The organism is Cedecea sp. NFIX57, from assembly GCF_900177785.1.
GTDB lineage: Bacteria > Pseudomonadota > Gammaproteobacteria > Enterobacterales > Enterobacteriaceae > Cedecea > Cedecea neteri_C.
Genome location: NZ_FXAS01000017.1, coordinates 91,032 through 113,145 on the forward strand (window position 1 = coordinate 91,032; position 22,114 = coordinate 113,145).

General features: G+C 56.1%; 24 protein-coding genes and 1 pseudogene. 9 read left to right on the forward strand and 16 right to left on the reverse strand.

Annotated features, from left to right (window positions below; genetic code table 11):
* Nucleotides 1-9: 9 nt before the first annotated feature.
* From tyrS to anmK, 4 genes are all read right to left on the reverse strand, one after another.
* The gene (tyrS, locus tag B9Y90_RS15915) at nucleotides 10-1,284 is read right to left on the reverse strand and encodes a tyrosine--tRNA ligase (RefSeq protein ID WP_085541816.1); all 1,275 of its coding nucleotides are present in this window, start codon (nucleotides 1,282-1,284) and stop codon (nucleotides 10-12) included.
* Between the two features lie 139 nt (nucleotides 1,285-1,423).
* Entirely contained in the window at nucleotides 1,424-2,080 is a 657-nt protein-coding gene (pdxH, locus tag B9Y90_RS15920) for a pyridoxamine 5'-phosphate oxidase (protein WP_039292528.1), read from the reverse strand.
* Nucleotides 2,081-2,137: 57 nt separating this feature from the next.
* On the reverse strand, nucleotides 2,138-2,461 hold the full coding sequence (mliC, locus tag B9Y90_RS15925; protein WP_039292525.1) for a C-type lysozyme inhibitor: 324 nt from the start codon (nucleotides 2,459-2,461) through the stop codon (nucleotides 2,138-2,140).
* A 91-nt stretch (nucleotides 2,462-2,552) separates the two neighbouring features.
* Complete coding sequence (gene anmK / locus B9Y90_RS15930; RefSeq protein WP_085541817.1) at nucleotides 2,553-3,677, reverse strand: anhydro-N-acetylmuramic acid kinase; 1,125 nt, start codon at nucleotides 3,675-3,677, stop codon at nucleotides 2,553-2,555.
* Between the two features lie 292 nt (nucleotides 3,678-3,969).
* Between anmK and B9Y90_RS15935 the strand changes: the two genes are divergently transcribed.
* On the forward strand, nucleotides 3,970-4,434 hold the full coding sequence (locus tag B9Y90_RS15935; protein WP_085541818.1) for an outer membrane lipoprotein: 465 nt from the start codon (nucleotides 3,970-3,972) through the stop codon (nucleotides 4,432-4,434).
* A gap of 44 nt (nucleotides 4,435-4,478) precedes the next feature.
* Here B9Y90_RS15935 and B9Y90_RS15940 read toward each other — a convergent pair whose 3' ends face one another.
* The 8 genes and pseudogenes from B9Y90_RS15940 to slyA form a co-directional block, all read right to left on the reverse strand.
* Nucleotides 4,479-5,372: a transporter substrate-binding domain-containing protein gene (locus B9Y90_RS15940; protein WP_039292521.1), complete on the reverse strand. Its 894-nt coding sequence runs from the start codon at nucleotides 5,370-5,372 to the stop codon at nucleotides 4,479-4,481.
* 1 nt (nucleotide 5,373) lies between these two features.
* On the reverse strand, nucleotides 5,374-6,147 hold the full coding sequence (locus B9Y90_RS15945; protein WP_085541819.1) for an amino acid ABC transporter ATP-binding protein: 774 nt from the start codon (nucleotides 6,145-6,147) through the stop codon (nucleotides 5,374-5,376).
* On the reverse strand, nucleotides 6,131-7,057 hold the full coding sequence (locus B9Y90_RS15950; RefSeq protein ID WP_085541820.1) for an amino acid ABC transporter permease: 927 nt from the start codon (nucleotides 7,055-7,057) through the stop codon (nucleotides 6,131-6,133). Before B9Y90_RS15950 ends, B9Y90_RS15945 begins: the two co-directional genes overlap by 17 nt.
* A gap of 9 nt (nucleotides 7,058-7,066) precedes the next feature.
* Entirely contained in the window at nucleotides 7,067-7,576 is a 510-nt protein-coding gene (locus B9Y90_RS15955; protein WP_085541821.1) for a GNAT family N-acetyltransferase, read from the reverse strand.
* A 10-nt stretch (nucleotides 7,577-7,586) separates the two neighbouring features.
* A pseudogene (locus tag B9Y90_RS27335) lies at nucleotides 7,587-9,853 on the reverse strand (NtaA/DmoA family FMN-dependent monooxygenase).
* Between the two features lie 47 nt (nucleotides 9,854-9,900).
* Nucleotides 9,901-11,022, reverse strand: coding sequence for an amidohydrolase (locus B9Y90_RS15970; RefSeq protein ID WP_085541823.1), 1,122 nt, complete (start codon nucleotides 11,020-11,022; stop codon nucleotides 9,901-9,903).
* Entirely contained in the window at nucleotides 11,019-12,020 is a 1,002-nt protein-coding gene (locus B9Y90_RS15975) for an LLM class flavin-dependent oxidoreductase (protein WP_085541824.1), read from the reverse strand. The genes B9Y90_RS15970 and B9Y90_RS15975 overlap by 4 nt, the downstream gene beginning before the upstream one ends.
* A gap of 219 nt (nucleotides 12,021-12,239) precedes the next feature.
* Nucleotides 12,240-12,686, reverse strand: a complete 447-nt coding sequence (gene slyA, locus B9Y90_RS15980) for a transcriptional regulator SlyA (RefSeq protein WP_039292504.1) — start codon at nucleotides 12,684-12,686, stop codon at nucleotides 12,240-12,242.
* Between the two features lie 176 nt (nucleotides 12,687-12,862).
* Here slyA and B9Y90_RS15985 point away from each other — a divergent pair, with 176 nt between their 5' ends.
* From B9Y90_RS15985 to B9Y90_RS15995, 3 genes are read left to right on the forward strand one after another with little or no spacing between them, the layout of a single operon-like run.
* Nucleotides 12,863-13,099 carry a DUF1656 domain-containing protein gene (locus tag B9Y90_RS15985; RefSeq protein WP_039292503.1) on the forward strand — a complete coding sequence of 79 codons (237 nt, stop codon included), beginning with the start codon at nucleotides 12,863-12,865 and terminating at the stop codon, nucleotides 13,097-13,099.
* 4 nt (nucleotides 13,100-13,103) lie between these two features.
* Complete coding sequence (locus tag B9Y90_RS15990) at nucleotides 13,104-13,961, forward strand: efflux RND transporter periplasmic adaptor subunit (protein WP_085541825.1); 858 nt, start codon at nucleotides 13,104-13,106, stop codon at nucleotides 13,959-13,961.
* On the forward strand, nucleotides 13,961-15,982 hold the full coding sequence (locus tag B9Y90_RS15995) for an FUSC family protein (RefSeq protein ID WP_085541826.1): 2,022 nt from the start codon (nucleotides 13,961-13,963) through the stop codon (nucleotides 15,980-15,982). The genes B9Y90_RS15990 and B9Y90_RS15995 overlap by 1 nt, the downstream gene beginning before the upstream one ends.
* 3 nt (nucleotides 15,983-15,985) lie before the next feature.
* Here the strand turns inward: B9Y90_RS15995 and B9Y90_RS16000 are convergent, their stop codons facing one another.
* Both B9Y90_RS16000 and B9Y90_RS16005 read right to left on the reverse strand, forming a co-directional pair.
* Nucleotides 15,986-16,882 (reverse strand): aldo/keto reductase, encoded by an 897-nt coding sequence (locus B9Y90_RS16000; protein WP_085541827.1) that lies wholly within the window; start codon nucleotides 16,880-16,882, stop codon nucleotides 15,986-15,988.
* 55 nt (nucleotides 16,883-16,937) lie between these two features.
* On the reverse strand, nucleotides 16,938-17,177 hold the full coding sequence (locus B9Y90_RS16005) for a DUF1289 domain-containing protein (protein WP_085541828.1): 240 nt from the start codon (nucleotides 17,175-17,177) through the stop codon (nucleotides 16,938-16,940).
* A 176-nt stretch (nucleotides 17,178-17,353) separates the two neighbouring features.
* Here B9Y90_RS16005 and B9Y90_RS16010 point away from each other — a divergent pair, with 176 nt between their 5' ends.
* The 5 genes from B9Y90_RS16010 to rnt all read left to right on the forward strand — a co-directional run bounded on the left by B9Y90_RS16010 (nucleotide 17,354) and on the right by rnt (nucleotide 21,074).
* On the forward strand, nucleotides 17,354-17,986 hold the full coding sequence (locus B9Y90_RS16010) for a phosphoethanolamine transferase domain-containing protein (RefSeq protein WP_254902704.1): 633 nt from the start codon (nucleotides 17,354-17,356) through the stop codon (nucleotides 17,984-17,986).
* A 71-nt stretch (nucleotides 17,987-18,057) separates the two neighbouring features.
* Complete coding sequence (locus tag B9Y90_RS16015; protein WP_039292498.1) at nucleotides 18,058-18,657, forward strand: TetR/AcrR family transcriptional regulator; 600 nt, start codon at nucleotides 18,058-18,060, stop codon at nucleotides 18,655-18,657.
* Nucleotides 18,658-18,710: 53 nt separating this feature from the next.
* The gene (locus B9Y90_RS16020) at nucleotides 18,711-19,808 is read left to right on the forward strand and encodes an alkene reductase (RefSeq protein WP_039292496.1); all 1,098 of its coding nucleotides are present in this window, start codon (nucleotides 18,711-18,713) and stop codon (nucleotides 19,806-19,808) included.
* Nucleotides 19,809-19,896: 88 nt separating this feature from the next.
* Entirely contained in the window at nucleotides 19,897-20,304 is a 408-nt protein-coding gene (gene gloA, locus B9Y90_RS16025) for a lactoylglutathione lyase (RefSeq protein ID WP_039292495.1), read from the forward strand.
* A gap of 110 nt (nucleotides 20,305-20,414) precedes the next feature.
* Nucleotides 20,415-21,074 carry a ribonuclease T gene (rnt, locus tag B9Y90_RS16030; RefSeq protein ID WP_085541829.1) on the forward strand — a complete coding sequence of 220 codons (660 nt, stop codon included), beginning with the start codon at nucleotides 20,415-20,417 and terminating at the stop codon, nucleotides 21,072-21,074.
* A gap of 98 nt (nucleotides 21,075-21,172) precedes the next feature.
* Here the strand turns inward: rnt and B9Y90_RS26925 are convergent, their stop codons facing one another.
* Nucleotides 21,173-21,550 (reverse strand): hypothetical protein, encoded by a 378-nt coding sequence (locus B9Y90_RS26925; protein WP_176227873.1) that lies wholly within the window; start codon nucleotides 21,548-21,550, stop codon nucleotides 21,173-21,175.
* Between the two features lie 144 nt (nucleotides 21,551-21,694).
* Nucleotides 21,695-22,114 (reverse strand): IS110 family RNA-guided transposase (locus tag B9Y90_RS16035; RefSeq protein WP_139827406.1); only part of this gene is annotated, 420 nt, incomplete at its 5' end.

A 22,114-nucleotide genomic window follows, 5' to 3' on the forward strand; every position in this document is an offset into this window, starting at 1 on the left:
GTCGATAACTTATTTCCAGCAGACGAGGCAGTAGTTCTTTTTACCGCGACGCAGCAGGGTGTAACGGTTAAACAGGATATCGCCTTCGGTGAAGGTATATTCCGGGTCAGACTGCTTTTCGCCGTTGATGGTGATTGCGTTCTGAGAGATGGTTTTACGCGCCTGGCCACGGGATGGCTGCAGCTCGGAATCCACCAGCGCCTGTTGCAGGTCGGCACCGCGATCCATTTCAACCATCGGCACGCCATCCTGAGCCAGCTGCTCAAAATCTGCTTCGCTCAGTTCACTCAGGTTGCCGTTAAACAGGCTGGCGGTAATACGCTTAGCCGCGGTCAGACCTTCTTCACCGTGCACCAGTCGGGTGACCTGCTCGGCCAGCACGTACTGGGCGCGAGGTGCAGCCCCGCTGTTTTTGTCTTCTTCTTCCAGGGCATTGATCTCTGCAATGTCCATAAAGGTGAAGAACTTCAGGAAGCGATACACATCGGCATCCGCGGTGTTGATCCAGAACTGGTAGAACTTGTACGGGCTGGTTTTCTTCGGATCAAGCCAGACCGCGCCGCCTTCAGTTTTACCGAATTTGGTGCCGTCAGATTTAGTGATCAGCGGTACAGTCAGGCCGAAAGCCTGCTGCTGGTGCAGACGACGGGTCAGGTCGATACCGGAGGTGATGTTACCCCACTGGTCAGAACCGCCAATCTGCAGCACCACGCCGTGCAGTTTGTTCAGGCAGGCGAAGTCGTAACCCTGCAGCAGGTTGTAAGAGAACTCGGTGAAAGAGATCCCCACGTCGTCGCGGTTCAGACGCTGTTTTACCGCTTCTTTGTTAATCATCTGGTTAACAGAGAAGTGTTTGCCGATATCACGCAGGAAGGTCAGCACGTTCATGCTGCCGAACCAGTCGTAGTTGTTTGCGGCGACGGCAGAATTATCACCGCAGTTAAAGTCGAGGAACGGTGCAACCTGGCGGCGGATTTTTTCCACCCACTCCTGCACGGTATCTTCGGTGTTCAGCTTACGCTCAACGGCTTTAAAGCTTGGGTCGCCGATAAGACCGGTCGCGCCGCCCACGAGGGCAACCGGCTTATGGCCTGCTTCCTGAAAGCGTTTCAGGCACAGCAGTGGAACCAGATGGCCCAAATGCAAGCTGTCGGCGGTCGGATCGAAGCCGCAATAGAGTGCAATTGGCCCTTGCGCCAGTCGCTCTGCTAACGCATCCTCATCCGTCACCTGGGCCACCAGGCCCCGCTCTTGCAATTGTTTGATCAAATTGATGTTCGACATCAAATTCTCCATCTCTAATACGACTGCACCTTTGCCGGTACACGGCTTTTCGCCCACTGGCGAAAGAATTCATTTTGAGGGCACATAGGATAAAGGGCTGGCGCAGTTAGCACCAGCCCTTAAGCTGAAAATCCTGACTTTACGGCGCGAGGCGGTCTATTTTCCAGGCAGTTCCGTCACGCTGGTAGAGGAAGCGGTCGTGCAGACGGTGTTCGCCGCCCTGCCAGAACTCCATCTGGTCGATGCTGACGCGGTAGCCGCCCCAAAAACTCGGCAGCGGCACTTCGCCCTGCTGGAACTTCTGTTTCAGCTCAAGGAATTTGCTTTCCAGCACGCCGCGCGCGGATATGCGGCTCGATTGCTTCGATACCCAGGCGCCTATCTGGCTGTCCTTCGGGCGGCTGTGGAAGTATTTCAACACTTCAAGGGTGGACAAACGCTCGGCGGTGCCCTGCACCATCACCTGCCTGTCCAGCATATGCCAGGGAAAATGCAGGCTAATTCGTGGGTTCATTTCAAGGTGATGTGCCTTACGAGATCCCAGGTTGGTGTAAAACACCAGCCCTTTTTCATCAAAATGCTTAAGCAGGACGATGCGTTGATACGGTTGGCCGTTTTCATCCACCGTGGCGACGACCATCGCGGTCGGATCAACTATCCTGGCTTCGCAGGCCTGAGCCAGCCAGCGTTCAAACAGCGGCAGCGGCGTGTCGGTAAGATCGTGGCGGCGCAGGCCACCTTTGGTGTATTCGCGGCGCAAATGCGCAATCTGTTGCAAAGAGTCGTTATCAGACATGGCGTTACATCAGGCTATCCTCGGGTGGAGCTATTGTGCTCTCCACCCTGAGAAATCTCAACGTTTGGCCGTCTGTAGCTGGCAATTATTCAGCACGATAGTGTCTTTGCGGTAGACGGTGGCGCTGTCGCCCTTAGACCAGAAGACGTAAACGCCGTCGGTATAACGCGCACCGGACGCGGAAAGCCCCTGCGTCAGGTTCAGCATCTGGTTATCGTAGACAAAGCTAACCTGCTGTTTGTCGTTATTCAGCTTCACGGTGAGTGGTTTTTCATCGCACTGATACGCCAGCGTATCGGTATGCATTTTTTCGAGAAAAGCGTTGTAGTAACTACAGCCGGCGAGCAGCATTGGCACGGTGGCAACGAGCAGTTTTTTCATCTGAGTATCCTGAAGATCTTGTTATCCCTGGAGGGCCTGCGCCCTCCTTAACGCTAGCAGTTTAGCGGCTGCGGGATGAAGATAATTTCAGTTAACTCTGATTATGACGCGGATTAGCGGGATAAATGGCACCGAGGATGGTTGGCTCTGAGGCACCGGTTACCGAAGGCAGGTTGCCCGGCAGGCCGGACATTGTGCGGTAGGCCAGCCAGGCAAACGCCAGCGCTTCCATATCGTCCCCGCTGATTCCGGCTTCGTCTGTCGTCGTCACTTCGGTACCCGGCAGCAGCGCAGCGAGGCGCGCCATTAGCAGCGGGTTACGGCTGCCTCCGCCGCACACCATGAGACGTTCACAGCCGCCGCTCAGGAGCACCTGCTCGGCGATAGTTGTTGCCGTCAGCTCAGTGAGCGTGGCCTGCACATCTTCTCCGGCAAGTGCCGGGAACATCGCAAGCTGGCGTTCAAGCCAGCCATAGTTAAAGTATTCACGGCCCGTACTTTTGGGCGCAGGTGCGGCGAAGTAAGGATCGCTCAGCATTTGCTGCAGTAAAGGAAGAACGACTTTGCCCTGGCTCGCCCATTCGGCGTCTTTATCGTAACCTTTCCCACGCTGCCGCCAGATCCACGCATCCATCAGCATATTGCCGGGCCCGGTGTCGTAGCCTCTGACCGGCTGGTCTGGGATCAGCAAAGAGAGGTTGGCTATGCCGCCGATGTTGAGCACCATTCGACGCTCCACCGGATGCGCGAGCAGCGCCTGGTGAAACGCCGGCACCAGCGGCGCGCCCTGCCCGCCAAGCGCCATATCGCGGCGGCGAAAATCACCGACAACGGTAATACCGGTCAGCGCGGCAATATGGTTGTTGTCGCCAATTTGCATGGTGTGGGCGGCCTCACCCTGTGGCTCATGCCACACGGTTTGCCCGTGACAGCCAATGGCGGTGACGTCTTCAGGCCGCAGCCCTTCACGCTTAATAAGGATTTGCACCGCCTCGGCGAACAATTTACCCAGCCGGTTGTCCAACTGGCCTAGCTGGGACAGCGTGAGTTGCTGCCCCTGGCAAACGGCAAGAACTGCGTTTTTGATGGCCAGCGGCATCGGGTGGCTGTAGCTAGCCTGCTGAACGACCAGATGTTCGTCGATAGCAGCCAGCACCACATCGATACCATCCAGACTGGTGCCTGACATCACGCCTATATAACGACCTGACTTCATCCGTCACTCCTTATTCTCGCCGGGGCGGTAAATTAATGCGGTTAAACTAGCACGCAATATTATGATTTATTAATAATTTTAATTAATAATCTGTGTCAGCCGCGGCAGCAGGCGGCTCGACACTTAAGCGAAACTCGCACAGCGTAGCGGTTTAATTGTTGTTAAAGACATTTGATTTACTATTTTTACAGGATTGTTGTAGAACAAACATGAACTATGGCCAGGAATTGCCATATAATTTAGCCATAACGGATGCTCACCGAGCGTTGATGGGTTCACAGGAGAGGTACAAATGATTTCACGTATTTTGGCAGTTTCACTGGTTGCTTTCACCCTTGCTGGCTGCGCCAACGAAGGGCTGTCCGGCGATGTATACGACGCGTCTGAAGCTAAACAGGTAAGAACCGTAACCTACGGGACCATTACCCACGTTCGCGCGGTGACCATTAAAGGCAGCGACAGCAACAGCACTATCGGGGCTATCGGTGGTGCGGTACTGGGTGGCCTGCTGGGTAACACCGTCGGTGGCGGCACCGGGCGTACTCTGGCAACCGCAGGCGGCGCTGTAGCTGGTGGCCTGGCGGGCGATGCCGTCGGCGGCGCAATGGGCAACAGCAAAGGCGTTGAGCTGGAAATCCGTAAAGATGACGGCCAGACCATCATCGCCGTGCAGAAACAGGGTGACACCCGTTACTCCGTTGGCCAGCGTGTAGCCATCTCCGGCAGCGGCAACAACATCACCGTTGCGCCTCGCTAAGACAGCGCTAAATGAATTAAGGCCCGCATAGCGGGCCTTTTCTGTTAGTAAGTAATGCCGGGCGGATTCACTTCCGACTGCGCAACTTCTTCCCCCTGCTCCCCCCACCGCGCTAGCACCTGCTGATACTCACCCCGCTGAATAGCCCCATCCAGCGCCGCCTGCAGGGCGTACACCAGCCCGTTGCCCTTTTTCGTTGTCGTCGCCACATAGGCTTTTTTCGGCCCCAGCCCGACCACGCGCGTGGTGCCGGTTAACGCGGCTTTATAGGCTGTAATTGACTGCGGCCCAAAGAACACGTCGGCCCGGCCAGACTGAATATAAAGATTGGCGGAGGCATCGTCGGTCACATAAACAGGCAAGGCAGGCTCGCGCCCGGCCCCTTCGTTTTCTGCATTCCAGCCAAGCAAAATACGCTCCTGATTTGTGCCTGACCCGACGATAACTTTTCGCCCGGCGAGATCTTCTGCCTTAGCGATAGACTGAATCGGGCTGCTGGCCTTCACGGCAAAAGAGAGCGAGTCCACTCGATAGGTGGCAAAATCAAATTTCTCCTTCCGCTGCTCAGTCACGGCAATGTTTACCAGCGCCACATCGTAGCGCCCGGAGGTGATGCCCAGCGGCCAGTCTTCCCACGCGGTCGGGACCAGCTTCAGTTTCAGGCCCAGGCTGCCGGCCAGCAGGCGGGCAATGTCCGGGTCGCTGCCTATGCGCGTGCGGTTATCGCTGGCCAGCAGTGCCAGCGGCGGAGAATTAAGCGCAGAGATCGCCACCGTCAGCGTGCCGGGTTCGACGAACCGATAACCAGCGGGGATTTTGGCAATCGCCTTTTCATCCCGTGCCACGCTCAAAGGCTTTTCATTGGCAACAAGGTCTATATTCGTCTGCGCGGACAAAGCGGAAAAAGAGACCAACAGCGCGATAAATCCATATTTCATCTCACAGCACCTTCGATAAGAACTGGCGGGTGCGCGGGTGCTGCGGCCGATTCAACACGTCGTCGCTACTTCCCTGCTCTACAATTTTGCCGTCCACCATAAACACCACCTGATCGGCCACCTCCCGCGCAAAGCCGATTTCATGCGTGACGACTACAAGCGTCGTGCCCGAACGAGCCAATCTTTTTATTACGTCCAGCACTTCGCCGACCAACTCAGGGTCGAGCGCTGACGTTGGCTCATCAAACAGCATCACCCGTGGGCTTAACGCCAGCGCGCGGGCAATGGCAATACGCTGCTGCTGCCCGCCGGATAAGTGCCGCGACCAGGCGTCGGCTTTATTGCGCAGCCCGACGACGTCCAGCAGATCATACGCCCGCTCAATCGCCTCTTTACGGCTCAGCTGCTTATGGGCCACCGGCGCTTCAATCAGGTTTTCCAGCACCGTCATATGGGGAAACAGATTGAAGTTCTGAAAGACATAGCCCACGTTGGCCCGCTGGCGCAGGATCTCCTTTTCTTTCAGCTCGTACAGTTTGTCGCCTTTAAGACGGTAACCAATATAATCGCCGTCAATCTGGATATAGCCTTCGTCCACCCGCTCAAGGTGGTTGATGGTGCGCAACAGCGTAGATTTACCGGAGCCCGATGGCCCGAGGATCACCGTCACCGTGCCAGGCTGGATCTCAAGCGAGACATCATCCAGCGCCTTATGACGACCGAAATATTTGCTGACGCCGGTAATGGAAATATGGCCGTTATGAGAGGTTGGCATGGACCGGCTCCTGGGCAACGGGGGCTGTGGACGGCGCAGCGCTGCGGGCGGTGCGCGTTTGGTTGATGGCGGAGCGGCGTTCGCTGCGGGCCAGCGAGCGTTCAACCAGGTACTGAATCAGCGACAGTACGCTGGTGATCACCAGATACCAGACGGCCGCCACCATCAGCAGCGGGATCACCTGCTGCGTGCGGTTGTAAATCATCTGGATGGTGTAAAACAGCTCCGGCATCGCCAGCACGTAAACCATCGCGGTGCCTTTGGCGAGACTGATGATTTCGTTAAACCCGGCGGGCAGGATCGTGCGTAGCGCCTGCGGCAGAATAATCCTTACGGTGCGTCGCCATGCGGGCAAGCCTAACGCTGCAGCGGCTTCATATTGCCCGTGATCCACCCCCAGAAAACCACCGCGAACAATCTCTGCGGTGTAAGCACTTTGCACCAGCGTCAGCCCCACTACTGCCGTCGAAAACTGCCCCAGGACGTTAATCGTGTCGTAGCTGCCCCAGACAATGCTGGTGAAAGGCACCCCAATCGACAGCGTGTCATACAGGTAAGAGAAGTTATAAAGCACGATCAACACGACAATCAGCGGCAGGGAGCGAAACAGCCAGATGTAACTCCAGGCGAGGCTGCTCAACAGCCAGGAGGAAGAGAGCCTTGCCAGCGCGAGTAAGCCCCCGAGCACCACGCTCAGCGCCGTGCCCAGCAGCGTTAACAGCAGCGTTTGCCCTAACCCTTCCAGAATGACCGGATCAAAAAACCAGTGGACAAAAACGCCCCATTCCCAGCGAGGGTTAAATGCGACGGATTGCACCACCACCGCCAGTACAAACAGCGCAATCACTGCCCCTGCGGTGCGCAGCGGGTAACGCGCGGGCACAACTTTAATGGTTTCAGACGTTTTCATCGTCGCTCCTCAGGCCGTTTTACTCAGGCTTTCCAGCGCTAAGATTTTGGTGAACCGCAGCCGCCCGTCGTAGGGCGGCTGGCTGAACGTTTCGGGATCAACTTCAAGGCTGAACTGTGGATCGTAACCTTCGCTCAGATAAAGCCTGACGGCCTCCGGCTGACGAAAGCCGGTGGTGAGATAGATGCGGCTGTAGCCAGCCTGAAGGGCCAGACGCTCCAGTTCGCGAACCACTCGTCCGGCCAGGCCCTGCTTGCGCAGCGTATTTTTCGTCCAGATACGTTTGATCTCGGCGGTTTGCTGGTCGTAGGGCTTGTAGGCCCCGGTGGCAATAATTTCGCCCTCGCGCTCCAGCACGATAAAAATACCCTGCGGCGGCAGATACCATTCGGTCAGCTCCACTTCAGCATCACGCGAGAAAAAATCCCCGTAGCGGGCGGCATACTCGCCAAACAGGCCGCTAATGATCGGCTGAAGCTCAGGCGCTTCCGGGGACAAGATACGAAAATGTTCGCTCATACACGCCTCCTCAATCGCCTAAACCGGCGGGATTAACTTCCGAGGCAGGAATACGTTCCACGTCCTCGCCCCAGCGCTTTAAAACTTTGTCGTAGTCGCCCTGCTGAATCGCGCCGTTGAGCGCCGTCTGCACCGGTTCCACCAGGCCGCTGCCTTTTTTCAGCGTCACCGCAATGTGTGCCGCTTTCGGCCAGCCGCCGTCCACGCTGCCCACCAGCTTCGTTTTGCCGGTCAGCGCCGCTTTCCAGGCCCCGGTCACGTTCGGCCCAAACCAGGCATCTGCCCGCCCGGACTGCAGCGCCAGCGTTAGCGCGGCATCATCTTTGGTGTAGACCGGCGTAAACGGCTTCAGCCCTTTTTTCTCGTTTTCCGCATTCCACGCCAGCAGGATAGCTTCCTGATTGGTACCGGAACCTACGACAATACGTAATCCGGCGATATCTTCCGCATGGGCCAGCGATTTGATCGGGCTGTTCGCTTTCACGTAAAAGCCCAGCGAGTCTTTGCGGTAGGTAGCAAAATCGAACTTCTCTTTGCGATCTTTGGTGACGGTAATATTGCTGATCGCGGCATCATATTTCCCCGACGCCACGCCGAGCGGCCAGTCCTCCCAGGAGGTAGGAACCACGTTCAGCTCCAGCCCAAGGCTGTCGGCAACCAGGCGGGCAATGTCGACTTCGCTGCCGAGCAGGGTTTTATTGTCATCAGAAAAAACCGTCAGCGGCGGCGAATTGAGCGCCGCCACTGCCACGGTAAACTTACCGGGAACGGCAAATCGATAATCTTTGGGTAGCTGGGCGATGGCCTGAGGATTTTTAGCGGTATTGATCGGCGCTTTGTTGGCTTCCAGGCTCACGCCGGTGCCGTTAATGGTCACGTCGTTCGCCCAGGTAAGCGGCGTCCACGCCAGTGCGATAGCCAGCAGCAGGGATGTTTTTTGCATAGTTTTTCTCTTTATTTGTTCTATTTGCCGTAGCGATTTTCGGGTTGCGCAAGGTCAAAGCTTTCGCGCAGCGTGGTGCCGGGGTATTCGGTGCGGAACAGGCCGCGAGCCTGAAGCACCGGCACAACCTGCTCCACGAAACGCGGGAAGGTGTCCGGGGTGCCACCCTGGATGATGAATCCGTCCGCCGCTCGCTCGTCAAACCACTGCTGCAGGCCGTCCGCCACCTGTTCCGGCGAACCGGAAAAACGTGGCCTTGGGCTGGCGGCCTCAAGGGCGACCTGGCGCAGGGTTAACCCACGCTCGCGGGCGTTGCGTTTGATCTCATCGGTGGTGCTGCGGAAGCTGTTCTGGCCCAGGTCACCGATGTCCGGGAAAGGTTCGTCCAGCGAGTACTGGCTAAAGTCATGGTGTTCGAAATAGCGGCCGAGATAATTCAGAGCATCGGCGATGGACACCAGCGCGGCGGTGGTCTGGTACTGCCGTTCGGCGTCCTCGGCGTCGATGCCAACAATGACGCTCACGCCCTGGAAGATGTGCAGCGAGTCAGCCTCGCGGCCTTGCCCTTCCAGTTGGTTTTTCACATCCCGGTAGAAGGCTTTCGCCTCACTGAGTGATTCATGATGAGTGAAGATGGCATCGGCATGTTTTGCCGCCAGCTTTTTGCCGTCTTCCGAGGCCCCGGCCTGGAAAAGAATGGGCCTGCCCTGCGGTGTACGGCCTATGTTCAGCGGCCCGGCGACCTGAAAGAAATCGCCCTGATGATTGAGCGCGTGCAGCTTTTCAGGGGCAAAAAACTGCCCGCTCTCTTTATTCCGCACAAAAGCATCTTCTTCCCATGAATCCCAAAGCCCCTTCACGACGTCCAGGTATTCATCGGCGATGCGATAGCGCAGCGCGTGTTCAGGATGTTGGGTTCTGGAGAAGTTTTTAGCCGAGCCCTCCAGCGGAGAAGTGACCACGTTCCAGCCCGCGCGGCCATTACTTAGGTGATCTAGACTCGCAAACTGGCGCGCCGTGGTAAAAGGGTCGCTATAGGAGGTCGACAATGTCCCCACCAGGCCCAAATGCTTCGTCACGCTCGCCAGGGCAGATAATACCGTCAGCGGCTCAAAGCGATTTAAAAAGTGCGGGATAGATTTCTCGTTAATATAAAGCCCGTCGGCGACAAAAATAAAATCCAGCTTCCCCTCTTCCGCTTTGAATGCCGTTTGTTTGACGAATTCAAAATTAATGCTGGCATCCGCTATCGCAGCAGGATGGCGCCAGGCTGACATATTTCCCGACGCGCCATGTAATATCGTACCCAGTCGTAATTGTCGTGTTGCAGACATACTTCATCCTTATGCGGATCGTTAAAATCCGCCGTCGCTAATTAGAGTTAAAGTTGTTGTAGCGCCGATTGGGCTAACCGGGCGAAATAACGTGCCGCGGGTTCAAGCAATCTTTCATCGGGATCGAAGGCCGGATGATGAAGCCCGTAGCGGCTGTCGCTGCCGATGCTGACAAACGCGCCGGGAATATGCTGGAGATAAACAGCAAAATCTTCGCCTCCCAGGTGCAGATCTGCATGATGCGTGGTGTAACCTTCTACGGCGGCAACTTCGCTGGCAAATGCTGCCCAGCGCTCATCGTTAACCAGCGCATCTGGCCCCAGGTGCCATATGACGTCGATTTCTGCACTAAAAGCGCTGGCAAGACCGGCCGCAATCTCAATAACGCGAGCTTTAACCGCCTCTCGCACGCTGGCGCTGTGGGTGCGCAGCGTACCTTCCAGTTCAACGCTTTCCGGCAACACGTTCCAGGTGTTACCGCCCGCAATACGGGTAATGCTCAGCACGGCTGAATCCAGCGTGTTGACCTCACGGCTGGTGATACTTTGCAGCAGAGTCACCAGTTGGCTGGCGAGCAAAATGGCGTCCTGGCCTTCATGCGGGCGCGCCGCGTGCGCTCCTTTGCCCCGCACCTGGATGACCAGCCGGTCAACGTTGGCATAGAACGGGCCGCCACGTGTGGCAAACGCCCCGACAGGCAGACCTGGCTCATTGTGCATGCCAAAAATGGCAGAGATCCCCTCCAGCACACCGGCCTTAACTAGCGTGGTTGCCCCACCGAAACGCTCCTCAGCGGGCTGAAACAGAATGCGAACCCGGCCGTTAAGCTGCGCTTCGTGCTGCTTAAGCAGCAGTGCCGCGCCCAGCATCACGCTGCTGTGAACGTCATGCCCGCAGGCGTGCATCACGCCCGGATTCTGCGAACTAAAGGCTACGCCGCTGGTTTCTTCAATGGGCAGCGCGTCGATATCGGCCCGCAGCGCAATCGCTTTCTCACCTTCGCCAATCTCCGCCACGACGCCAGTTTGTAGCGAATACGGCAACAGGCGGATACCCGCGCTTTGCAGCCAGTCGCGGATGCGTGACGTGGTTTCGACTTCTTCAAGGGACAATTCAGGGAACCGATGCAGCTCCCGGCGCCAGTCAATAAGCTGCTGAGCAAACGTCATACAGCCACCTCCGTTACCGTATGCGCTTCTGCCAGCAACTGAAGAGAAGCCAGCCGCTCAGCCCCTTCTGCCACCGGCGTATCAATAATAAATTCATCGATGCCGTACTCTGCGTGCAGCGCCTGAAGCGCTTCCCGCACCGTTTCAGGTGTGCCTTTTAACAACGAAGGTTCACGTCGCGTCAGGCTACGCAGCGTACTGCCGGACTGGCGGGCAAAGCTGTGGGCCTGCTCTTCGCTTGCCACGCTCACGCGCTGGCCGTTTTCAAGTTCTACGCCCCAGATTTCAACCTGTCGGGCAAGCTCTTCCGCACGCCCAGCATCCCTCGCCACGATAGCCTGCACGGCCACCAGCACGTCGCGGCGGCTGTTCTTTTTCCAGTCGGTCACTACGTCGCGCAGCAGCGTTTTATCGCCGTTCAAATGGGCGGCAAAAACAAAGTTCCAGTCCAGGCTGGCGGCCAGTCGAGCGCTTTGCAAACTTGCCCCTAATAAAAAACCTTCCGGGCGCTCGGCCGGTAGCGGCGTGGCGCGAACGCTTTCGTCCGTCGCGGGTTCACGTCGCGAGAGCCAGTCGTCGAGCTGCGTGAGCTGTTCATCAAAGCTGCCTTTTACCGCCGGCGATTGCCCGTGCTGCAGCGCCTGCGTCGAAAGCGGCAAGCCGCCCGGTGCTTTACCGACGCCAAGATCGATGCGGCCGGGTGCAAGGGAAGACAGCAGGTTGAAGTTTTCGGCCACTTTGTAAGGACTGTAATGCTGGAGCATCACGCCGCCGGAGCCCACGCGAATTCGGCGAGTCTGCCCGGCAATCCAGGCAATCAGTACTTCCGGCGAAGGGCTGGCAAGCTGGGGCGTGTTGTGGTGCTCCGCCAGCCAAAAACGGTGATAGCCCCAGGTTTCTGCCTGCTGCGCGAGATGCAGCGTACGGGCCAGGGCATCCGTCGCGCTGTCGTCGGGCGCAAGCGGGCTTTTATCCAGGATACTGATGCGATAAGACATAATGCAGGCTCATTGTTATAAACATGCCTGCATTATTAAAAGCGGGAGACGACGGTGAGAAACAATTAATTTACATTTAGACTTCTGAAATAGAGATAAACAAACTCACACGCCTGCTCAACAATTTGCTACCGGGTGCCTATTTCCCCCATCAGTGGATCGTCAGGTAAAAAAAAGCCCCGCAGGAGAAGCCGCGAGGCTTTGGTTCAAACAGGGAGATTAATCCCGGTTTTGTAGCTCAATAATATTTTGCTCAAGCCGGCTAATCAGGCTGCTTAACAGCGCCTGCTCTTCGCGAGTAATACCCGACAGTATTTCTCCTCGCGTTTCGTTAATAACGCCTTCCATCTTTTCAATGATAGGCGCGGCCTGCTCGGTCAATTTAATCCGTTTTGCCCGACGGTCATTCGCACAGGTTTTACGCGAGATTAACCCTTTTTCTTCGAGTTGATCGAGCGTACGAACCAGTGATGGCTGCTCAATGCCGATCGCTTTAGCCAACTGAATCTGTGACTGATCTGGCGGCAGCTGATGAATATTATGCAGCGTTACCCAGTGTGTCTGTGTCAATTCCAGAGGTTTCAGGCGATGGTCAATCAGCGCACGCCAGATGCGTACCAGGCGGGCCAGATCCGAACCTAATGGCGATGGCGATTCCAATTTCATCTCCTTATAATTAGCTTGCTAACTTATTATACTGATTTTAGACTATTGTGCAGGCATTAATTGTTAAAAACAAATCCCTTACTTTCACTGAAGTTATGCAACCAGCTATACTTTTATTCTACATCTAAGTGAGGGGAAACGGCAGTCACCCCCGTTTTTTAAAGGATTATCACTACGTGAGTCTCACTTTTAGCCCGTCCGGCTTCCCGCTTCAGGATCTTGTGGTCGGGGCATCGGTCTACTTTCCCCCGCTGTTCAAGGCCGTGTTTGTCGGCTTTTTTATCTGGCTGGTCGTCCACCGTTTGCTGCGCGACTGGATTTATTCCGGTGAAATCTGGCACCCCACGTTGATGGACTTATCCCTTTTCGCGCTGTCCGTCAGCGCCGGCATGGCTCTTTTGGTGATGTGGTAACGCAATGAATCTCAAAACAATAAAATACTTTTCCACCCTCATCGTTTTTGCCGCCGCACTGCTGGCGGGCTGGCTCTTATGGAACTACTACATGCAGTCGCCCTGGACGCGGGACGGTAAAGTGCGCGCCGAGCAGGTCAGCATCACGCCGCAGGTGTCCGGGACCATCGTTAGCCTGAGCGTAAAGGATAACCAGTTCGTGAATAAAGGCACGACGCTGTTCACCCTCGACGCCACGCCTTACCACATTGCGGTGCTGAATGCCGAGGCGCAGCTGGCGAAGGCCCAGTCCGATCTGGCCAAAGCCAGCAACGAGGCAAACCGCCGCCAGAACCTGCCCCGCAATTACATTTCTGCCGAAGACATGGACACCGCCAACATTAACGTCAAAGCAATGCAGGCGGCGGTGAAAGTCGCCCAGGCCACGCTGGAGCAGGCCCAGTGGCAGCTTTCACAAACCACGGTCACCGCCCCGGTGGATGGCTGGGTCACGAACCTGACCTCCAGGGTCGGGAACTATGCCAGCGAAGGCAAGCCGGTCTTTGCGCTGGTAGACAGCCACTCGTTTTACGTGGCGGGCTATTTCGAAGAGACCAAGCTGCGACGCATTCAGCCGGGTAATACCGTGCAGATCGTGCTGTACAACGGCAACCAAAAGCTGAGCGGCAAAGTAGAAAGTATTGGCCGCGCCATCTACGACCAAAGTATCGAAAGCGACAGCGACCTGGTCCCTGACATTAAGCCAAACGTGCCGTGGGTTCGCCTTGCGCAGCGCGTGCCGGTGCGCATTAGCCTGGATACCATACCTGAAGGCGTGACTCTGGTGTCGGGCACCACCTGTACCGTTAGCGTTCAGCCCTGATGAATCTCAGTTTTCTGGCGTGGCATAACACGCCGTGGGGAAAAGCCACCGCCGGGCAATGGCGCTATGCGCTGCGTAACGCGATTGCTATGGGCATGGCGCTGGCCATTGCCTACGGCCTGAATCTGGATGAGCCCTATTGGGCCATGACCTCCGCCGCCGTGGTGAGCTTCCCCACCGTTGGCGGCGTAATAAGCAAAAGTCTTGGCCGAATCGCAGGCAGCTTTATCGGTGCCGCGGCCTCGTTAATGATTGCCGGCAACGCGCTGAACGATCCCTGGCTGTTCACCTTCGCGATGGCAAGCTGGCTGGCACTTTGTACCTGGGCCTCCAGCCATTTTCAGAATAACGTGGCCTACGCGTTCATGCTCGCCGGGTATACTGCCGCCATTATTGCCTTCCCGATGATCAATACCGTCGAATCGACGGAGCTGTGGGATATTGCCCAGGCCCGAGTTTGTGAAGTAGTCGTCGGGATATTGTGCGGCGGCTTTATGATGATGGTGCTGCCCAGCACCTCGGACGGCAGCGCTCTGGTTAGCGCCCTGAAGAACATGCACGCCCGGCTGCTCGAACACGCCAGCCTGCTCTGGCAGCCGGAAACCACCGACGCCATTCGCACCGCGCATGAAGGGATTATCGGCCAGATCCTGACCATGAATTTGCTGCGTATTCAGGCCTTCTGGAGCCACTACCGCTTCCGCCGCCAGAACAACCTGCTGAACTACTTGCTCCACCAGCAATTGCGTCTGACCAGCGTGATATCCAGCCTGCGCCGGATGCTACTCAACTGGCCTGAGGCGCCCGCCAATATCTGGTCGGTGCTGGACAGCCTGCTGCGGGAGCTGGCCAAACCCAACGCAGATAAATACACCGTCGCCAGGCTGCTGCAGCAAATCGCCCCTCATTCGCAGGACGATTATCGCCATCAGGCATTCTGGCACCGCCTGCGTTATTTCTGCTGGCTCTATCTCAACAGCAGCCGCTGGCTAAGAGAGCTGGAAAACGCCACGCCGGTGTCGGTGATTACGCCGCCTGAAGCCCCACCGCTGGCGCGTCATACCGACAATGCCGAAGCGCTATGGAGTGCCGTGCGCACCTTTGCGACGATCGTCCTCACCGGCGCGTGGTGCATCGGCACCCAGTGGGAATCCGGCGGCGGCGCGCTGTCCCTCGCCGCCATTAGCTGCGTGCTCTACTCTTCGGTCGCCTCGCCGCTCGGCTCTCTCACATTGCTGATGCGCACCCTGCTTTGGCTGTCGCTGTTCAGTTTCCTGGTGAAATTTGGCCTGATGATTCAGGTCACGCAGCTGTGGCAGTTCCTTGTTTTCCTGCTGCCGCTGCTGCTCACCATGCAGTTACTGAAACTCCAGCAGGCAAAACGCGCCGCACTTTGGGGGCAGCTTATTGTCTTTATGGGATCGTTTCTGGCGGTCAGCAATCCGCCGGTGTACGACTTTGCAGGGTTTATGAATGACAACCTCGCCAAAGTTCTCGGCGTGGGCATTTCATGGCTGGCTTTTTCGGTGCTGCGCCCCAGCTCCGACACCCGCAGAAGCCGCCGCCATATCCGGGCGCTGCGGCGCGGGTTTATCGACCAACTCAGCCGTAAACCTCAACACAGCGAGAGCCAGTTTGAGTCGCTGGTGTACCACCACATTAGCCAGCTTAGCAGCAGTAAAGAAGAAGCCGCCCGCCGCTGGCTTCTGCGCTGGGGCGTGGTGCTGCTCAACTGCTCGCACGTAGTCTGGCAGCTGCGCGGGTGGGAAACGCGCTCCGATCCGCTGTCGATGGTAAGGGACGTTTGCCTGCATACGCTTCGCGACGTGATGAGTGAACGAGGCGTTCTGCAAAGGCCGCTGGCGGAATCACTGAAAGAACTGCAAAGAATGTGCGACACGCTGTCGCATCATCACGACCCGGCGGCGCGGGAACTGGCGGGAATTATCTGGCGGCTTTACTGCTCACTGTCCCAGTTGGAACAGGCACCGCCTGCCGGAACCCTGGCAGGCGGTCAGTAACGATTAAGGCACGTCGTAGCCGAGCGCGGCCTTACGAATGCGGAACCACTGCTGACGAGTCATCTCCAGAGACAGCGAGTGGATAGCTGAGCGAACACGTTCGATTTTGCCGGAACCGATGATCGGCAGCGGCGAGGACGGCAGGCGCATCACCCAGGCATAAACCACCTGCTCGATGGTCTCGGCCCCAATCTCTTCCGCCACTTTTTGCAATTCGGCGCGCAGCGGCTGGAATTCATCGTCGTTAAACAGACGGCCGCCGCCAAGGCAGGACCACGCCATCGGGCGAATGCGCAGCTGCTGGAGCTGGTCCAGCGTACCGTCCAGCAGCAGCGGCTGGTGCACCGGCGAAAGCTCAACCTGGTTTGTTGCCAGGGTGAACGGCAGGCGAGACTGCAGCAGCGAAAACTGCGCCGGGGTAAAGTTAGACACGCCGAAATGGCGCACTTTGCCGCTGTGATGCAGCGCGGTGAAGGCTTCTGCCACTTCATCGGCGTCCATCAGCGGATCCGGACGGTGGATCAGCAGCAAATCCAGGTAATCGGTAGACAGTTTTTTCAGCGAGCTTTCTGCACTGCTGATGATGTAATCGCGGTCGGTAATATAGTGGCCAATTGCGTTTTCAGGCTTCGCAGTGGTGGCGATACCGCACTTGGTGACAATCTCCATTTTGCTGCGCAGATGCGGCACTAAACGCATCGCTTCACCAAAGGCCGCTTCACACTCGTAACCGCCGTAAATATCGGCGTGATCCGCCGTGGTAATGCCCAACTCAACGTGCTCTTCAATAAAGCTCGCCAGCTCGCGCGGGGACATGTTCCATTCCATCAAACGCCAGTAGCCCATCACCAGGCGTGAAAATTCCGGGCCCTGCGGGGCAATCGTAATACGCTGTACCATAAAAAAATAACCTCAAAAGGAGAGAAACTGCCCCGAGTATAACGGCGCTGAGGGATTAAAACAGTGAAGGCTGCTCAGGTTCTTCAGGAGCATTTGGCCTGTTTGCTCGTAACTTGCGCAATAAGCGCTGGCGGCAGAGACGCAGCACGTCCTGCTTTTGGGCGTCGCTCATTTGCTGCCACTGGAAACGCTCGTCCCGGCTGCGCATGCAGCCACGGCAAAAGCCACGTTCATCCGACTGGCAGATCCCGCGGCAGGGGCTTTGGATGGGGAAGAACTCTAGCTGTTCAGACACTAACCCGCCTCATTAACGACTTTTCATCAATTGAAGCCTGACTCTGCCCCGGATGCAAGCGTGATGGCTAAAAAATCACCCTTCACCGGAAAGCGGCTGAAAATTAAGGTTTAGCTAATCTTCTCTCTCTACTCTGGCGAATATTCTGTTTTGTTTTCATGGCTTATATGAACTTTTTGAAAAAGTTACAGTGCAACGATTCGCAATTTAACCTTTGCTGCGCCTTTTTCTTCACGTTGATCAATGCTCTTTTTATCCACCGCAGCTGGCAGTTAATTGCCCCGGACTCGCTCCGTAGCTGGTTATTTGCCGCTTCCGTGCCGGTGGTGCTGTTTTGCGCCTGGCTGACGATTTTCAGCGTGGTGAATTTACCCTGGCTGCGGAAACCCGTACTGGTGTTTCTGCTCATCGGATGCGCTGTCAGCAACTATTTTATGTTCACCTACGGAGCTGTCATCGATAAAAACATGATGGTCAACGTGTTTGAGACAAACTCTCAGCAAGCCAAAACGTTCGTTACACCTCAGTTAGTTAGCTGGCTGGCCCTGCTGGGGATTATCCCCGCCCTGTTGCTTTCGCTGGTGAAAGTGCAGCCGGCGCGCTGGCGGCATACCGTGCTGACTCGCCTGGTCAGCATTCTGGCCGGTCTGCTGGTGATAATCCTCGTCGCCTCCGTGTTTTACAAGGACTACACTTCGCTGTTCCGCAGCAATAAAAGCGTGATGAAAATGGTCACTCCCGCAAACTACATCAGCGCCATTAGCCGATACGGCAAAAAACGTTGGTTTTCTGACGCCCATAAGGACTAATACAGCTGCGCACACAAAAAAATAACCGCAGCCTATTGCATTAGACCGACTGGTCTACTACATTTGAGCCCATGAACAGACATCCTGAACACGACACTCGCGAACATCTCCTCGCCATTGGCGAGAGACTCTGCCTTGCCCGGGGCTTTACCGGAATGGGTTTAAGCGAATTGTTGCGCACCGCAGAAGTGCCCAAAGGCTCTTTCTACCACTACTTCCGCTCTAAAGAAGCGTTTGGCGTGGCGATGCTTGAGCGCTATTACGAGGCGTCTAATTTGCGCGTGGCAGATCATTTCTCTCGCGGTGAGGGCAATTATCGCCAACGCCTGTTGAAGTGGTACCAGGATATGCTGAGCTACTTCTGCCAGAGCGGGAACCTGAGCAACTGCCTGATAGTGAAACTCTCAGCAGAGGTTTGTGACCTTTCGGAAGATATGCGCGGGGCGCTGAATAACGGCGGTTCACAGGTCATTTCCCTGTTAGCAGATGCGCTGGAGAAAGGCCGCAGCGAAAAAAGTCTTCGCTTTGAAGGCGAAGCGCTCGACCAGGCCATGGTGCTGTATTCACTGTGGTTAGGCGCCAGCCTGCAGGCAAAAATTTCCCGCAGTGCCCTACCGCTTGAAAGCGCCCTGGCACACGTACAAACCCTATTGGCAAAACCTGTCGCCTGACGGGTTTTTTATTTATCAAATTACTAGACGACCGGTCTACTCGAGGAAATACCATGTCAGCAGATAAACTGTTTACGCCACTCAAAGTTGGCGCAATTACCGTACCAAACCGCATTTTTATGGCTCCGCTGACGCGCCTGCGCAGTATTGAGCCAGGCGATATCCCAACTCCACTAATGGGTGAATATTACCGTCAGCGCGCCAGCGCCGGGCTTATCATCAGCGAAGCAACCCAGATGTCCGCCCAGGCCAAAGGCTATGCGGGCGCACCGGGTCTGCACAGCGAAGAGCAAATCGCCGCGTGGAAAAAAATCACCGCTGGCGTGCACGCTGAAAAAGGCCACATGGCGGTGCAGTTGTGGCACACCGGCCGCATTTCCCACTTTACCCTCCAGCCAGGCCAGCAGGCTCCGGTCGCGCCTTCCGCACTGATTGCCGGGACCCGCACTTCGCTGCGTGACGAAAACGGCAATGCCGTTCGCGAAGATACTTCCATGCCTCGCGCGCTGGAACTGAGCGAAATTCCGGGCATCGTGGATGACTTCCGCAAGGCAATTGGCAACGCTCGCGATGCTGGTTTTGACCTGGTTGAGCTGCACTCTGCCCACGGCTACCTGCTGCACCAGTTCCTGTCTCCTTCCTCTAACCACCGTACCGATGAATACGGCGGCAGCCGCGAAAACCGCGCTCGCCTGGTGCTGGAAGTGGTTGATGCCGGGATCAAAGAATGGGGTGCCGATCGCATCGGGATCCGCGTGTCCCCAATTGGTTCGTTCCAGAACGTGGACAATGGCCCGAACGAAGAAGCTGACGCGCTGTACCTGATTGAAGAGCTGGGCAAACGCGGCATTGCCTATCTGCACATGTCCGAGCCGGACTGGGCCGGTGGCGAACCGTACACCGAGGCGTTCCGTGAAAAAGTTCGCGAGCGTTTCAGCGGCGTGATCGTCGGCGCTGGCGCCTATACCCCGGAGAAAGCGGAAGATCTGATCGGCAAAGGCCTGATCGACGCCGTCGCTTTTGGCCGTTCGTTCATTGCCAACCCGGACCTGGTGGCTCGCCTGCACAAAAATGCCGAGCTGAACCCGCAGCGCCCTGAGTCCTTCTACGGCGGCGGCGCAGAAGGTTACACCGACTACCCAACCCTGTAACTCCGCAGTACCTTTCATTGATAGCGGCGCGCAAACGCCGCTATACTCAACGACTCCAGAAATAACTGTCTCATTCGACGAGGATTTTATGCGTCTACTTCATACCATGCTGCGCGTTGGCGACCTGCAACGCTCCATCGAGTTCTACACCAAAGTGCTGGGCATGAAACTGCTGCGTACCAGCGAAAACACCGAGTACAAATACTCTCTCGCGTTTGTCGGCTATGGCGATGAAAGCGACACGGCGGTTATCGAACTGACTTATAACTGGGGTGTAGACAGCTATGAGCTGGGCACCGCTTACGGCCACATCGCGCTGAGCGTGGATAACGCCGCCGACGCCTGCGAGCGTATTCGCAATAACGGCGGCAACGTGACCCGTGAAGCTGGCCCGGTAAAAGGCGGCACTACCGTTATCGCTTTTGTTGAAGATCCGGACGGTTACAAAATCGAGCTGATTGAAGAGAAGCACGCGGGCAAAGGCCTGGGTAACTGATTTTCAGGCGATTAGCGTCAAACAAGGGGCGTGATGTGCGCCCCTTACTGCAACACTCCCCGAAATTTGCCATAATGCGCGCTGCATTTTCCCCGTATTAAGAGAAGCTGATGTCAGACAACACGCAATTGCATGGCCTGTGCGACCGTTTTCGTGGTTTTTATCCGGTAGTGATCGATGTTGAAACCGCGGGTTTTAACGCCAAAACCGATGCGCTACTGGAAATCGCTGCCGTTACCCTGAAGATGGATGAAGACGGCTGGTTATCCCCCGACGAAACGCTGCACTTCCATGTCGATCCGTTTGAAGGCGCGAACCTGCAGCCTGAAGCCCTGGCGTTTAACGGGATCGATCCGCATAACCCCCTGCGTGGTGCCGTCAGCGAATATGATGCCCTGCACGCCATTTTCAAAGCCGTGCGCAAAGGCATTAAAGACAGCGGCTGTAGCCGGGCGATTATGGTGGCGCATAACGCCACGTTCGATCACAGCTTTATGATGGCCGCCGCAGAGCGAGCCTCTTTGAAGCGCAACCCGTTCCACCCGTTTGTGACATTTGATACCGCGGCCCTGAGCGGCCTGGTGCTGGGGCAAACCGTGCTGGCTAAGGCCTGCATCGCCGCAGGCCAGAAGTTTGATAGCTCTCAGGCTCACTCCGCCCTGTATGACACCGAGCAAACCGCCCTGCTGTTTTGCGAAATCGTCAACCGCTGGAAGCGCCTCGGCGGCTGGCCGCTGCCGCTGGCAGACGAGCCTGAAACTGAAGAATAAAAAAACCACCTACTTAACGGGTGGTATTGCTTATATAAAGAAATGGCGCGCAGGGAAATATATCCTGCGCGCACAATAAACAGAGTGAGTAAATTTAGTTATTCAGTGTATGAGTTTGCAACAAAGTGATATGCATAGAGGCCACTCACCAATTCACTTGCAGGAACATCGTTCGCTGAAGTTGCCGTTAATGAATATGAATTTACTCCGCCATTTGTCATTTTAAAAACATGTGAACTAGAAGACTTATAAGTACCCGCTGGAAAATATTCAGCGTCATTAGTCAATTCATAATTACCCGAGCCGGTGCCTTCTATTTTTGCCGTTAGCATCCCATTCCTGGTCGCACCATCTGTGGTCGCCAGGGAATTTTCTAGCAAACCATATATGGACGCCCCGGGTGCTGCAAGTCCTGATTCGATACGGTTTGCGACCATATATCCGGCGTCGTTGGTAGGTTCAATGACCTGCGCCATGATGTTATCCGAGCCCTGTTTCCTTATCACTACACCGGTATTTGATTACCCAGGTCAACTTCAGGCTGTTACAGGGACGGTAGCCGTTTTCTCATCAGTGCCTGCAAACTCAGAAAGACATATTTTCTTCAACACTCCATTACGTTAACTCACAGAAAAAGCCTTACTCATATTAAAATCAACACTATCGGTCAGTACGCGCCAGATGATCCTTGTCAGTTTATTCGCCAACGCTACGGTGGTTTTCAGAAACCCTCGGCGGGCCTCAAGTTTTTTCAGCCAAAGGCCCAGACGGTCATCACGTTTCTTCATACATCGCATCACTGATCGTGCACCGTGGATGACCAGCGTTCTCAGGCTACGATTGCCATTTTTTGTCACAGAAGACAATCTTTGTTTTCCTCCCGAACTGTGCTGTCGGGGTACCAGACCACACCAGGCAGCCAATTCTCTGCCGCTGGAGAACTGAACAGCATCCACTTCACTGATAAAAGCTGCCGCGATAAGCGGCCCAACACCCGGGATCGTTAATAAATGACGATAGGCTTTCTGTTGTGAAGACAA

Bases quoted from the DNA above. Each gene is read 5' to 3' on its own strand.
- tyrS (WP_085541816.1), bottom strand. From the start codon at position 1,284: ATGTCGAACATCAATTTGATCAAACAATTGCAAGAGCGGGGCCTGGTG.
- pdxH (WP_039292528.1), bottom strand. From the start codon at position 2,080: ATGTCTGATAACGACTCTTTGCAACAGATTGCGCATTTGCGCCGCGAA.
- mliC (WP_039292525.1), bottom strand. From the start codon at position 2,461: ATGAAAAAACTGCTCGTTGCCACCGTGCCAATGCTGCTCGCCGGCTGT.
- anmK (WP_085541817.1), bottom strand. From the start codon at position 3,677: ATGAAGTCAGGTCGTTATATAGGCGTGATGTCAGGCACCAGTCTGGAT.
- B9Y90_RS15935 (WP_085541818.1), top strand. From the start codon at position 3,970: ATGATTTCACGTATTTTGGCAGTTTCACTGGTTGCTTTCACCCTTGCT.
- B9Y90_RS15940 (WP_039292521.1), bottom strand. From the start codon at position 5,372: ATGAAATATGGATTTATCGCGCTGTTGGTCTCTTTTTCCGCTTTGTCC.
- B9Y90_RS15945 (WP_085541819.1), bottom strand. From the start codon at position 6,147: ATGCCAACCTCTCATAACGGCCATATTTCCATTACCGGCGTCAGCAAA.
- B9Y90_RS15950 (WP_085541820.1), bottom strand. From the start codon at position 7,057: ATGAAAACGTCTGAAACCATTAAAGTTGTGCCCGCGCGTTACCCGCTG.
- B9Y90_RS15955 (WP_085541821.1), bottom strand. From the start codon at position 7,576: ATGAGCGAACATTTTCGTATCTTGTCCCCGGAAGCGCCTGAGCTTCAG.
- B9Y90_RS15970 (WP_085541823.1), bottom strand. From the start codon at position 11,022: ATGACGTTTGCTCAGCAGCTTATTGACTGGCGCCGGGAGCTGCATCGG.
- B9Y90_RS15975 (WP_085541824.1), bottom strand. From the start codon at position 12,020: ATGTCTTATCGCATCAGTATCCTGGATAAAAGCCCGCTTGCGCCCGAC.
- slyA (WP_039292504.1), bottom strand. From the start codon at position 12,686: ATGAAATTGGAATCGCCATCGCCATTAGGTTCGGATCTGGCCCGCCTG.
- B9Y90_RS15990 (WP_085541825.1), top strand. From the start codon at position 13,104: ATGAATCTCAAAACAATAAAATACTTTTCCACCCTCATCGTTTTTGCC.
- B9Y90_RS15995 (WP_085541826.1), top strand. From the start codon at position 13,961: ATGAATCTCAGTTTTCTGGCGTGGCATAACACGCCGTGGGGAAAAGCC.
- B9Y90_RS16000 (WP_085541827.1), bottom strand. From the start codon at position 16,882: ATGGTACAGCGTATTACGATTGCCCCGCAGGGCCCGGAATTTTCACGC.
- B9Y90_RS16015 (WP_039292498.1), top strand. From the start codon at position 18,058: ATGAACAGACATCCTGAACACGACACTCGCGAACATCTCCTCGCCATT.
- B9Y90_RS16020 (WP_039292496.1), top strand. From the start codon at position 18,711: ATGTCAGCAGATAAACTGTTTACGCCACTCAAAGTTGGCGCAATTACC.
- gloA (WP_039292495.1), top strand. From the start codon at position 19,897: ATGCGTCTACTTCATACCATGCTGCGCGTTGGCGACCTGCAACGCTCC.
- rnt (WP_085541829.1), top strand. From the start codon at position 20,415: ATGTCAGACAACACGCAATTGCATGGCCTGTGCGACCGTTTTCGTGGT.
- B9Y90_RS26925 (WP_176227873.1), bottom strand. From the start codon at position 21,550: ATGGCGCAGGTCATTGAACCTACCAACGACGCCGGATATATGGTCGCA.